The following is an 11,419-nucleotide window of genomic DNA, read 5'->3' as shown; positions in this document are numbered from 1 at the left end:
GGGCACCGCTGTCGGGCAGCCGCTTCGCGCGCGTGCCGAACAGGTCGCTGCGCAGCGTGTAGACGATGACGAAGACGAACACCCACAGCACGATCAGGAACGCGATGCGCAGCAGGAGCAGGGTGAGGGAGCTCGGGTTCACCAGCGACCCCCCGCCCGGTGCGCCTCGGCCCGGGGCACCACGTTGAAGACGATGCGGGTGCGGCCGGCGGTGATGACGTCGCCCGGCTCGAGGACCGAGCGGGAGAGGGGCTGGCCGTTCAGCTTGCTGCCGTTGGTCGAGCCGAGGTCGCGCGCCTCGCCGCGGCGGCCGTCCCACGCGATCTCGAGGTGTCGCCGGCTGATGCCGGTGTCGTCGACTGTGATGTCGGCCTCGCTGCCGCGGCCGATCACGGTGCGCGCGTGGTGGAGCTGGTGCCGGACGCCGTTCACCTCGACGATGGGCGTCCACGCGACATCCTGCTTGACGTTGCCCGACTCGATCTCGAGAACGCCGGTCGTGAGCTGGTCGTCGCGCGCGAGCTCGATCGAGACGGCGCCCGCGAACTGGTAGCGCTGGGCGTTCGCATGCTTGGTCACGAAGCTCGTGAGCTCGTCGGTGAGGGTGTCGCCCATGCCGCTCATGCGCTTGTAGTCGGCGGGCGCCAGGTGCAGCCGGAACGAGTTCGGGGCGAGGATGCGGTCACGGGCCACGACGGCCGCCTTCGTGTCCATCTCGCGGCGCAGCGCGCTCGTGAGCTCGACGGGCTGCAGGCCGGAGCGGAAGGTGCGTGCGAAGGCGCCGTTGACGGCGCGCTCCAGCCCCTTCTCGATGCTTTCCAGGAAGCCCACGATTCACTCCGGTCGCACAGTTGCCTGTCTTGCGCGCCGGGGCGGGCCCGGCGTCTGTCTTCGTTGCATGCTAGCGGGCGGTCTCGGACCTTCGGCTCTGAAGGGCTGCCCGAATAGGAACTCCCAGGGGCTGCGTGTTATCGTCGTGAGGTTGGCGTTCGCAGGAACGACAGCACTGCGCGAGTGGCGGAATAGGCAGACGCGCACGGTTCAGGTCCGTGTGCCCGTGAGGGCGTGGGGGTTCAACTCCCCCCTCGCGCACCAAGGGTTACTTGCGGAACTATCGCGAGATAGTTGCAAAACCCAGTAAGACGAATCGGGCCCCCGAGAAATCGGGGGCCTGAAGTCATTTTCGGCCAGTCAGAGCCGGTGACGGCGGCCGGAGTTCCCGACCCGGCATCAAAAAAGGCGCTTCAACCGCCCGGTGTGATGATTTCGGGCAGGCTGAAGCGCCTGGTGTGACGGTGTTCGGTGAATGCGGGCCGGAGTGGCTCTATTTAAGAGGGCGTGCTTCCGGCGGGGCTAGGGGATCTAGTGGTTCGTCGAAGTGAAGCGCCCCGGGTTTCGTGGAGACTCGGTTAGTTGGGTGCGGCTGTTGCCGTGACCTTTTCTCGAGCGTAGCGGGCTGACGGATGGGCGGCCCAGTACGCGGTCTCGTACTCGACGGGCGGCACGAGCCCGATCTCGCCGTGCAGGCGGCGGTGGTTGTACCAGTCGACCCATTCGGCGGTCGCGATCTCCACGTCGCGGATCGAGGCCCAGCCGCCCTTGGGGCGCATCATGGGGTTGCGGATGCACTCGGCTTTGAACAGCGAGTTCAGCGCCTCTGCCATCGCGTTGTCATACGAATCTCGCCTTTGCTTCCGACCGAGGCGACGGCCTCCGCCTCCGCGAGCCGCTCGGTGTAGCGGATGGCCCGGTACTGGACTCCGCGGTCGCTGTGATGGACCAGCCCGGAGGTGTCCTGCCCGGCCCGGCGCCGCTCCCACAGGCCCATATCCAGGGCGTCCAGCGCGAGATCGGTGCGCATGCTCGTCGAGGTCTGCCAGCCGACCACGCGCCTCGAGTACACGTCGAGGATGAACGCGGCGTACACCCAGCCGGCATGCGTGCGGATGTACGTGAAGTCCGCGACCCACAACCGGTTCGGCGCGCCGGCGGCGAAGGCGCGCTTCACGAGGTCCTCGGGCCGCGGCGTCTCAGCGCCGGCAGCGATCGTCGTTCGCCGCGTCTTGTCGCGCCGCACCCCCTGCAGGCCCGCGGCGCGCATCAGCCGCTCCACCGTGCAGCGCGCCACCTGCGTGCCGCCCCGGTTCAGCGCCGCATGGAGCTTCCGGGCGCCGTACACGCCGAGGTTCGCGCGATGCGCGGCCGCGATCTCCTCGGCCAACTGCGCACATCCCTGACCGCCCGCGCCGATGGCGGGCGCGTCTTGGCGGCGTAATAGGTGCTCGGGGCGATCTGCACGCCAGCGTCCCGCAGAACACGGCAGATCGGCTCGACCCCGAACCGGTCCCGGTGGCCGTCGATGTACTCGACGGCCACCGCTACGGGCACCTGGGCTACTTGATCTTGCGGTCGAGCTCCGCCGCGGCGAAAAACGCCGACGCCGTCTTCAGGATCTCGTTCGCCCGCCGCAGCTCCCGGTTCTCCCGCTCCAGCTGCGCGATCCGCTGCGCATCGGCCGTGGTCACCCCGGGCGCCTCGCCCGCATCGACCTCCGCCTGCCGCACCCAGCCCCGCAGCGCCTCCGGGTTGATGCCGAGCTGGTCAGCGATCCGCTTGATCGCCCCGACCTTGCTCGCCGGGTCCCGCCTGGCCTCGACCGCCAGACGCGTCGCCCGCTCCTTCAACTCAACGCTGTACTTCCTCGGTGCTGCCATGACTCTCATCCTTCACAGGTTCAAGAGCCTCCACCGAACCCGGGGCGCTTCACCTCATCCGCGAAGACCTCGCTGCGCTCGCCCAACGTCGAGCCGGCCCGGAGTCCGGTGAGAGAGCTACGTACACGCCCACCTGAAGGCAGTGTCTGCGCTCACGCCTGAGGCCCGATCGCAGACAACTTGGCGCCAGGGACGGACGCGACTTGTCACCTCGCTGGGCGCCTGGTCTCTAGGAGGCCTTGGTTCCGTCCGCTGAGAATTCAGCTCGAGACAATCACGACGGACTTTCCTGCGGGAGGCGAATCCTGTCCGCGGATCATTGCTGGGACTTCGTCGAACTGCCAGACCGTGCGCACCTGCGGCGTGATCCTCCGCGCTGCGGCGAGGGCCTGCAGGCTTGACCACGCATCGTCGTCGGCCTCGCGCGAGAACCCGCCCGCGTAGACACCGATTGCTGTGTGGTTGCGCAGCAGCAAACGGAGGCTGTCAATGGGCACCGTCGAACCACTGGCGAGGCCTACGACAAGGATGCGGCCGTCGCGTTTGAGTGCGCTCATGGCCGTCGCCGCGGTTGTCCCACCGACCGGGTCGAAAACTACGTCGACCCCGCCGTCGGAGGCGCCGCGGACCGCGTCGATGAATTCGCCGCTGCGGGGGTCAACAGCGGCATCGGCCCCCGCCTCCAGGCAGAACTCGCGGCGTTCCGCACTGCTTGCGGCGGCTATGACCCGCATACCGAACGCCTTTCCGAGCTGTACCGCAGCAGAACCGGTGCTTCCAGCGGCACCCAGCACAAGCATCGACTCGCCCGCCGCGACGGACGAACGTTGAGCCAGCGCTGCCCAGGCTGTGCGGAACCCGATGGAAAATCCCGCTGACTCAGCATCTGAGAGTGCTACGGGAGCGAGCGTGCTCGACTGCTCGATGACGTAGGCGTACTCCGCATACCCGCCAAGACCCCGTGCGAATGCGGTGATCCCCATAACGCGGTCACCAATGGCGTACTTTGAGCCGTCGGCCACGGCGACGACCTCCCCAACGACTTCTTCACCCGGGATGAAACCAGGCTGATCGAAGCCAGGAAATTCGCCGCGCGCCATGAGCAGATCGGGCAGTCCCGCGCCTGCGGCGCGTACGCGCGCCAGGGCCGTGCCGGGTTCCGGATCGGGAAAGTCGGTGCGCTCCAGAACAAGTCCGTGGGCGTTGACGTCAAACGACCGAACTCGCCAGGCAAGGCCGCTACGCACGGCGGACTCCTGCGGACATCGTCAGGGCTGCGCGGGCCGTACCGAGCACTCGCACGCTCATCCCTGAACGGCGTTGACGGCGGCCAAGACGGCTGCAGCGACACGGTCGGGTCGTGAGACGGCAACGGCATGGGAGGCGCCGGCAACCTCGTCGACCCCCACAAAATGTGCGCGCTCGGCCTGAAAGCGGTGGACCTCGCCCGGGATGTTTCGGTCTCCGTCGCCGTACACGGACCACGAAGGCAGTTCCTGCCACGCGGCCCTTCTCGCAACGAGCGGTCCTTCAAGACCGACTGACGTGACTGGGCGCTGTTTCACCGCCATCAAGTGCGCTTCAGCGCTGGGGACGTCTTCGGCGAACTGATGGTGGAAGCGGGCAGGGTCGATGCGGAACTCGACCCCTCCGTCCGCCAGGGACGTCGGAAGCAGCGTCTCGCCGAGCGTACTTCCGGGGAACCTGCCCGCAAGTTCGGCGGGGCTTTCCCCGGGGAGCGGCACGAATCCGCCGACATAGACGAGCGCTGCGACGGACTCGGCAACTGCGGCCGCTTCGGTGATGACCATGCCGCCGTAGGAGTGACCGACGAGAACAATGCGGCCGTCGAGCGATCTCAGCAGGTCGACCAGCAACTCGCCATCCGTACGTGAACTGCGGAGCGGGTTCGCGAACGAAACGCAATCGACGTTCGCATCTGACAGCAGCCGCACCACACCGTCCCAGCTGGACGAGTCGGCGAAAGCGCCGTGCACCAGCACGGCAGTGACATCGTGAGCCATTTGATTCTCCTCAACTCGGGTGTAATCAGGCTCGCGGCAGAAAGGGCGTTCGCGATAGCGACGTGCGTCCGCATCCGGGGGCACTGATGATGCGGGCTATCCCCACAAACGAGACAAGGCGGACTGGAACGACGCCCTAGTGTTCAGTGACGTTCTCTTCAACCCATGAGCGAAGGTGCGCTAGGGGGGCGCCGGCGCTCACCCCGAGGGGCGTGAGAGCGTATTCGACCCGCGGCGGTACTTCGGCGAAGACCGTTCGCTCCACAAGACCTGCATCCTCGAGCCGCTTCATCGTCGCGGAGAGCACCTTCGAGCTCACACCCTGCAGCTCGCGTCGAAGTTCGCCGAATCGCTTCGGACCCGCGTCGAGGGCGCCGATAGCCAGTGTCGACCACTTGTTGGCGAGGAGATCGAGCATGTCGCGGCATGGGCATGCGGCCGCATACACGTCATTGCGAGTGCATGCGCTCACGGGCGTCTGCTCGGCGGTGCTCACACGGAAAGGTTACGCCCAGAGCGATCCGCAGCGCCGCGCCAGCGACAAGAAACCGCGCCAGCACTGGGCAAACGCCGGTGACTTAGTGGTTACTGGCGAAACAGAAGGGTAACCAAGGTGCCTTGCGGGTAACCGGCAGCCCCGGCGAACGCTTATGCGAATGGAAGACACGACACAGATGGCCGCCGTCATGCAAACGGCGGCCTTGCCAATTGAAGACGATTCAAGCCTGGTCGACGCATCGATTCCGGTGCCGATGCCCGGCCCGTTCGATGTGCTAGTCGAGGTACGCGCTGTCTCGGTGAACCCCGTGGACGTCAAGCTCCGCAGCGTCGACCCAGACGGACCTCGCGTTCTTGGCTTCGATGCAGCCGGGGTAGTGGTGAAGGTCGGCGAGCGAGTGACGCAGTTATCTACCGGTGACGAGGTCTACTACGCGGGAGCGATCGACCGGCCCGGCAGCAACGCGGCGCTGCAGGCCGTCGACGAGCGCATTGTCGCGAAGAAGCCGGTCTCGCTGTCTTTTGCCGCAGCGGCTGCTCTGCCCCTGACCTCGCTGACTGCCTGGGAGTGCCTGTTCGACAAGCTCCGACTCGATAGCGGACGGACAGGCACGCTGCTGATTATTGGCGGTGCCGGGGGAGTCGGCTCGATGGCCATTCAACTCGCGAAGGCCCTCCTGCCGGGCGTTCGAGTCGTTGCCACGGCCTCTCGAGCCGAAAGCGAAGAGTGGGTGCGCCACCTCGGCGCCGACGAAATCATCAACCACAGCGGAGACATCGTGCAGCAGCTCTCGGATGCCGCCCCTGACGGAGTCGATTGGATCTTGACCACGAACTCCGTTGGCCAGATCCCCGTCTACGAGAGAGTTCTCAAGCCGTTCGGGGAGATCGTCGCGATCGACGACCCTGCGACGGTAGACGTGACGCCCCTGAAATCGAAGGCGATCTCGTGGCACTGGGCGTTCATGTTTGCCCGGTCCCTGCACCAATCGTCGGACATGCACAGGCAGCACGAGATCCTCGCCGAAGTCGCGCGGCTCGTCGACAGCGGCAAAGTGCGCACGACCGCGATGCAGACGCTTGCGCCGATCGACGCGGCGACGCTGCGTGAGGCGCACGCGCTTGTCGAAGGCGGCCGGGTGATCGGGAAGGTTGTGTTGGACCGAGCAGAACAGCTCTGAGCAGCGCATCAGGGTCGGCGCCGCGCGATGCGAAGTCTCGCACGGCGCCGACCCCGTCGTGTCTGTCGGGACTAAGACTTGATTGGGCTCCGGTTCTCCGCGCTGACCATCCATGCCAGTTGCTCCAGACGGTCAATGACGCTGTGGAGGATGTCAGCGGTCGATGGGTCCTCGGAATCGACTGCATCGTGCACGTCTCGGATGGTTCCGACTGCGCTCTCGAGCCGTTCGGCAACCAGGTCGACCACGTCCGCCGAAGCCACTTCGCCTGCAGGAAACACCGGCAGTCCGGATGTCGCCGCCACACTGTGGGCTCGACCGTCGGGTGAGACATGGAGGGCGCGCATACGCTCAGCGATGTCGTCGGAGAACTCACGCGCGGCATCCGCCACCTCATCGAGCTGAAGATGGAGGTCACGGAAGTTTCGGCCGACTATGTTCCAGTGCGCCTGCTTGGCCTGCAGATTCAAGTCGATGAGATCCACCAGAATGCGTTGCAGGTTTTCGTGCAACTGGGCGGAAGCGTGCATTTTCGGGTGCCTTCGTTTCGGGCGGTCAAAGCGGACCGCTAGGTGGGGAGGAGAACAAAGAGTTGCTAGCCGGAGGCAGTGCTACTGAGCCGACGGTGCCCGGTAGCGCTATAGCGTGTGGGCGCGGTTCATGCGGTCGGCGTGTGCGGCAGTTCGCAGCGCATGCGGCACGGAATGGACGGGTCATGATGCAGCTTCCCGGTACGAGAGCGCCGACGCAGCGCGATGCCGAGACCCGCGGCAACGATTGAGCCCGCGATGGGGCCGGCGGCGTATATCCAGCCCGCGCCTATCGCTCCGAGAAGCGCATCTGGAGCGAGTCCACGCACCGGGTTGAAGCCGGCCCCACTGAGCCGCGCACACGAGAGAATCGCGCCCGTCAGCATTGCGGCCGCGGCAGGCGCTGCCCAGCGCGCGGTGCGGGCAGTGCTCAACAGCAGGTACACAGCAAGCAGTTGTGCGCAAGTCGCCGTGAACTCGATGAGCAGCGGGAGCCAGACGCGGCCAGGCGGCGGCGCGATGGCTGCCCATCGCACTGCCGGCCCGGGAACCTCAGGTCCCCATACTCGTCCAGCAGCGAAGCCCAGGGCGCCCCCGGCACATTGGGACAGGAGATATCCCGCCAGGTCCGCGGCGCCGGCAATCCCTTGGCACCACAGACCTATCGTGACCACCGGATTGAGATGCGCGCCAGACCGTCTCCCCAAAGGGCTCAGCGCGATGATTACCACGACCAGGCCTGACACAACGGCCAGAAGTGCGATGCGGAAAGCCGGTCCGGTGGTCGGGCTGTGCGCCACACTGAACGTCCATGCGCTCACCACTGCGAACATCAAGACGAGCGTTCCGACAAATTCCGACATCCACTCGGCCCAGTGCCAGCCGTCTTGGGCGGGCCTTGGCGCGCTATCGGCCCACTGATTCAGGCCCGTCAGCGATGGCATGCCGCTCCGCGTTCAGACCTCATGCAGAGAGAATTCCCGCCTGTCGCATGAATGTGAGGTTGTCTTCCAAGTGCCAGTCCTCGATGATGCGATCGACGCCGACGTGCTGGATGTCGAACGCGATGAAATCGATCGTTTGCCCTGTGCCTTCGACGGCGCCGAAAGTGCCGTCGAAGGCGCCCGTAAACCGCAGGCGCGCCGTCAGCTTGTCACCGACGATCAGAAGATCCTCGAGTGCGCAGCGGAGATTCGGTACTGCCTTTCGGAAGCCGTGTGACGCCCAGGCCTGTCCGTCTCGCCCGGCGGGGCGACCCTCAGGAAGCGTGTTGTCCACCGCAAAAGGCTCAACCGCGCGATCCAGATAGGACCGGTCGCCGGTGTTCCAGAAGGTGTACAGAAGCTGCGCAATCTCCACCATGTGGCGCGCGCGCTCTGGTGCCAGCCCGCCATCCACCGTTATCGAATGCGGAATGACGAGCCCCTCCTCGCGGGAGAGTAGATGTCCATAATTCCCGGAATTTGCGTCTGATGATGCGGTCACTGCTTCAGCGTTCCGGATCCACGACACGTGCACCCCACGTACCCGGACGTGTAGGGCTTGATTGCGGCGCAACCAACATTCGAGACCGCGTTAGCGGCTCTGCTCACGCAGAAGGGCTAGAACAGCACGCACCCGCGCATGATGAAGAGGACCGCGCTCAAGCTGCAGCTTGTCGAAGATCCTGGTGACGTTACGCTCCACCGCTGGTACGGAGATCACCAGTTGTTCCGCGATGCCGATGTTGCTGTTGCCTTGCGCCATGAGTTCGAGGACCTCGCGTTCGCGCCGCGTCAAAGCCGCAAGTTCTGACGGTTGCGCGACGGCCCGCACCCGGTCAACTGCTACGCCGCCTGCGGCAACAAGACGCACGAGCGTGGCGAGCCGGCGCCGCTGGACTGCCAGATCCCGGTCAATCAGGCCGACGCTGGCCCCAGCGGCTATGACAGTGGATGTCACTGTTTGCCGAGACGTGCCCACGACGACGAGGCCGCAGTCCGCGCGCGCCTGCCGATAAGCGAATACCGCGTCGATCGCGTCCCGATCAAACGGGTCTGGCATCTCTCCGTCAATCACGGCGACATCGGGGCGCATCGCGCCCAAGTCCTCCCTCAGTGCGCTTACCCCTCGGGTCGACACGGTCACGGCAACGCCGTCAAACTCGAGCAAACGCGCCAAGCCTTGTGCGGCGACGCCGTCCGAGGAGACGACCATCGCCGATAGACCGTCAGTGCTGACGAGGTCGTGCGAGTACGACGTAGTGCGTCGTACGGGCGCTGCTTGAAGGGTCAAGAGTCATCCCTCCTTCGGTCACGGGCCGGTTCGAAAGTCGGCCCGAACCCGTCACAAGTCCCATGCATAGTGCCGGACCGCGTCTTCGTCCCATTCGATCCCGATGCCAGGTACGTCGCGCGCCGTGAGCTGACCGTTTTCCGGTTTGGTGGGTGTCTGGAGGATCGGCGATGCCCAATCGACCCATTCCAGCCAATGTGCGGTCGGGGTCACGCGCAACAAGTGCGCGCTGATCTCGGGATACAGGTGGTTGGAGTACTGGATACCGGAGGCTCCAGCAAGGCCAGCGGTGCGCAGCCACCCTGTAACGCCACCGATCCGCATCAGATCACCCATTGCGTAGTGCACGGCCCCAGCGGCGAGGAAAGTGAACAGGTCGCGGTCGCCGTAGTGGTTCTCACCCATCTGCAGCGGCGTCCGCACGCGCCTGGCGAGTTCGCCATAGCCTCGGACATCGCTGTAATCGAGTGGCTCCTCGAACCAGTACAGCCCTTCGTCGTCGAGGTCATGGCATCGCCGGACGGCGTCCCCGAACCCGAGGGCCTGGTTGAAGTCGACCATGAGGTCGATGCGATCACCGATCGCGCTGCGCACAGCGGAAATCGCTGCGAGATCGTCCCGGACGTGTTCGTAGCCGAGACGCAGCTTCAGCGCGCGAAACCCGCCTTCAGTGATGAGCTCTGCCGCCTCGTCTCCAAGCGTCGACGGATCGTGCCTCCAGAGACCATTGGAGTTGTACGCGCGCACGGGTCCGATGCTGCCGCCCAGGAGTACGGCCAGTGGGAGGCCCGCGGACTTGGCAAGCGCATCCCATAACGCCATGTCGAGTCCGGAGGCGGCGATGCGAGCGATGCCGCTCTTACCCACCACATCGACCTTGTGCATGCCGCCGTCGAAGGCATCCATGGGTGCGATGACGGTGCCTTTGAGCTGCTCACTGAGGTCGTTGAGCTCGGCGAGCACGGACGGCACGGCCGACGACCGGTATGGCGAGATGTACGCGTGACCAACGATGCCGTCAGCGGTTCTGACGTCGATGAGCACGAGCGGCCATTTATCGAAGCGACCGATCGCGGCAACGACTGGCCGGCGAAGCGGCACGGTGACGGCGCGGGCGACCACGGATTCAAGGCGGAGTTGTGGGGATTGAGGCATTTGAGCGGTTCTCCGATCTGAAGCGTGTCGGGTGCGTGCGGCCTATTCGACCGGGAGCACAACCTTGCCGATGGTCGAGGAGGTCTCGACCTGGCGGTGTGCCTCACGGAGTGTCTCCGCTGAGAGCGGGCCCAGGGTCACGGTCGCAGTGGAGCGGAGGATCCCTTGATCGACCATCGCTGCCGCCGACTCGAGGAGGACGTGCTGATAGTCATCGTGAGGCGCGTAGATCGGGCGGGAGAACATGAGCTCCCAGTGCCATGCGATGCTTTTCATCTTCAGCGGACCGATGTCTCCGACGGAGTCGATGGCTACCACGTGCCCCCCGACGCGCAGGAGCTTTGCGTACTCCCGAACGTTGCTCTTGGAGTACGGGGAGAAGACGTAGTCGGCGCCGCCCGGGACGAGCTTGAGGACCTGGTCGGCCAGGCCCTTGTGATGGTCGACGACGAGGTCAGCTCCCATGGAGGTTGCCCACCGGGCGGAGTCGTCTCGAGACGCTGTGGCGATGACCTGGAGTCGAGTGCGCGCCTTGGCAAGCTGCGTGATCATCGAACCGACGCCACCGGCGGCTCCGACGGCGACCAACGTGCCTTCGCTGGATTCGGTGAGCGCCAGGTGGTCAAACAGGGCTTCCCAGGCGGTGATTGTCGTCAGAGGAAGTGCGGCCGCATCGGTCATGCTCAAGGACGTCGGCTTGTGTCCAACAATGTGCTCGTCAACGAGCTGGAACTCTGCATTGCTGCCGGCCCGGCGCATGTTGCCTGCGTAGTAGACCTCGTCGCCGGGGCGGAACCTGCTGACGTTTTCGCCGACTTCCTCGACGATGCCGGCTGCGTCGAATCCGAGAATCGTTCCGCCCTGTTGGGGGGCCCTGTTCGCACGCATCTGGACATCGGCAGGGTTGACTGAAACCGCCTTCACGCGCACGAGAAGATCGCTGCCCTTCGGCTTCGGTCGGGGGACGTCCACCTCGATGAAGCAATTCGGATCGTCAGTGGGGAGGTTCTTGGTGAAGACCACAGCGCGCATGCTGATCGTTG

11 protein-coding genes, 1 tRNA gene, 1 pseudogene and 1 other annotated feature are annotated in these 11,419 nt (G+C 65.5%); of the genes and pseudogenes, 2 read left to right on the top strand and 11 right to left on the bottom strand.

The window, feature by feature from the left end; translation table 11 throughout:
* Positions 1-138 precede the first annotated feature (138 nt).
* Positions 139-831, bottom strand: a complete 693-nt coding sequence (locus ACM2XV_RS00940) for an FHA domain-containing protein (protein ID WP_487025689.1) — start codon at positions 829-831, stop codon at positions 139-141.
* Between the two features lie 177 nt (positions 832-1,008).
* Between ACM2XV_RS00940 and ACM2XV_RS00935 the strand changes: the two genes are divergently transcribed.
* Positions 1,009-1,095 (top strand) — tRNA-Leu (locus ACM2XV_RS00935).
* A gap of 314 nt (positions 1,096-1,409) precedes the next feature.
* Here the strand turns inward: ACM2XV_RS00935 and ACM2XV_RS00930 are convergent.
* The 4 genes and pseudogenes from ACM2XV_RS00930 to ACM2XV_RS00915 all read right to left on the bottom strand — a co-directional run bounded on the left by ACM2XV_RS00930 (position 1,410) and on the right by ACM2XV_RS00915 (position 5,234).
* Positions 1,410-2,714, bottom strand: a pseudogene (locus ACM2XV_RS00930) (IS3 family transposase).
* Positions 2,284-2,436 (bottom strand) — a sequence feature (AL1L pseudoknot). Its footprint overlaps the pseudogene before it by 153 nt.
* A gap of 260 nt (positions 2,715-2,974) precedes the next feature.
* The gene (locus ACM2XV_RS00925) at positions 2,975-3,961 is read right to left on the bottom strand and encodes a zinc-binding dehydrogenase (protein WP_487025688.1); all 987 of its coding nucleotides are present in this window, start codon (positions 3,959-3,961) and stop codon (positions 2,975-2,977) included.
* A 57-nt stretch (positions 3,962-4,018) separates the two neighbouring features.
* Positions 4,019-4,738 carry an alpha/beta fold hydrolase gene (locus ACM2XV_RS00920; protein ID WP_487025687.1) on the bottom strand — a complete coding sequence of 240 codons (720 nt, stop codon included), beginning with the start codon at positions 4,736-4,738 and terminating at the stop codon, positions 4,019-4,021.
* A gap of 136 nt (positions 4,739-4,874) precedes the next feature.
* Entirely contained in the window at positions 4,875-5,234 is a 360-nt protein-coding gene (locus tag ACM2XV_RS00915) for a winged helix-turn-helix transcriptional regulator (protein WP_487025686.1), read from the bottom strand.
* 160 nt (positions 5,235-5,394) lie between these two features.
* Between ACM2XV_RS00915 and ACM2XV_RS00910 the strand changes: the two genes are divergently transcribed.
* Positions 5,395-6,417, top strand: coding sequence for a zinc-binding alcohol dehydrogenase family protein (locus ACM2XV_RS00910; RefSeq protein ID WP_487025685.1), 1,023 nt, complete (start codon positions 5,395-5,397; stop codon positions 6,415-6,417).
* A 71-nt stretch (positions 6,418-6,488) separates the two neighbouring features.
* Here the strand turns inward: ACM2XV_RS00910 and ACM2XV_RS00905 are convergent, their stop codons facing one another.
* The 6 genes from ACM2XV_RS00905 to ACM2XV_RS00880 all read right to left on the bottom strand — a co-directional run bounded on the left by ACM2XV_RS00905 (position 6,489) and on the right by ACM2XV_RS00880 (position 11,408).
* The gene (locus ACM2XV_RS00905; RefSeq protein WP_487025684.1) at positions 6,489-6,947 is read right to left on the bottom strand and encodes a Dps family protein; all 459 of its coding nucleotides are present in this window, start codon (positions 6,945-6,947) and stop codon (positions 6,489-6,491) included.
* Between the two features lie 128 nt (positions 6,948-7,075).
* Positions 7,076-7,891 carry an aquaporin gene (locus tag ACM2XV_RS00900; RefSeq protein ID WP_487025683.1) on the bottom strand — a complete coding sequence of 272 codons (816 nt, stop codon included), beginning with the start codon at positions 7,889-7,891 and terminating at the stop codon, positions 7,076-7,078.
* Positions 7,892-7,910: 19 nt separating this feature from the next.
* Positions 7,911-8,432, bottom strand: a complete 522-nt coding sequence (locus ACM2XV_RS00895) for an ester cyclase (RefSeq protein WP_487025682.1) — start codon at positions 8,430-8,432, stop codon at positions 7,911-7,913.
* A gap of 90 nt (positions 8,433-8,522) precedes the next feature.
* Positions 8,523-9,221, bottom strand: a complete 699-nt coding sequence (locus ACM2XV_RS00890; RefSeq protein ID WP_487025681.1) for a response regulator transcription factor — start codon at positions 9,219-9,221, stop codon at positions 8,523-8,525.
* Positions 9,222-9,272: 51 nt separating this feature from the next.
* The gene (locus ACM2XV_RS00885) at positions 9,273-10,343 is read right to left on the bottom strand and encodes an enolase C-terminal domain-like protein (RefSeq protein ID WP_487025680.1); all 1,071 of its coding nucleotides are present in this window, start codon (positions 10,341-10,343) and stop codon (positions 9,273-9,275) included.
* Between the two features lie 75 nt (positions 10,344-10,418).
* Positions 10,419-11,408: a zinc-binding alcohol dehydrogenase family protein gene (locus ACM2XV_RS00880; RefSeq protein ID WP_487025679.1), complete on the bottom strand. Its 990-nt coding sequence runs from the start codon at positions 11,406-11,408 to the stop codon at positions 10,419-10,421.
* Between the last annotated feature and the right edge of the window lie 11 nt (positions 11,409-11,419).

This window comes from Gryllotalpicola sp. CP2-P1 (assembly GCF_057512245.1).
The sequence above is the reverse complement of the archived record's forward strand: the minus strand, read 5'-3'. Positions and strand labels throughout refer to the sequence as shown.

Coding starts and splice junctions, on each gene's coding strand:
- ACM2XV_RS00920 (WP_487025687.1), bottom strand. CDS start 4,738: ATGGCTCACGATGTCACTGCCGTGCTGGTGCACGGCGCTTTCGCCGAC.
- ACM2XV_RS00910 (WP_487025685.1), top strand. CDS start 5,395: ATGGAAGACACGACACAGATGGCCGCCGTCATGCAAACGGCGGCCTTG.
- ACM2XV_RS00905 (WP_487025684.1), bottom strand. CDS start 6,947: ATGCACGCTTCCGCCCAGTTGCACGAAAACCTGCAACGCATTCTGGTG.
- ACM2XV_RS00900 (WP_487025683.1), bottom strand. CDS start 7,891: ATGCCATCGCTGACGGGCCTGAATCAGTGGGCCGATAGCGCGCCAAGG.
- ACM2XV_RS00880 (WP_487025679.1), bottom strand. CDS start 11,408: ATGCGCGCTGTGGTCTTCACCAAGAACCTCCCCACTGACGATCCGAAT.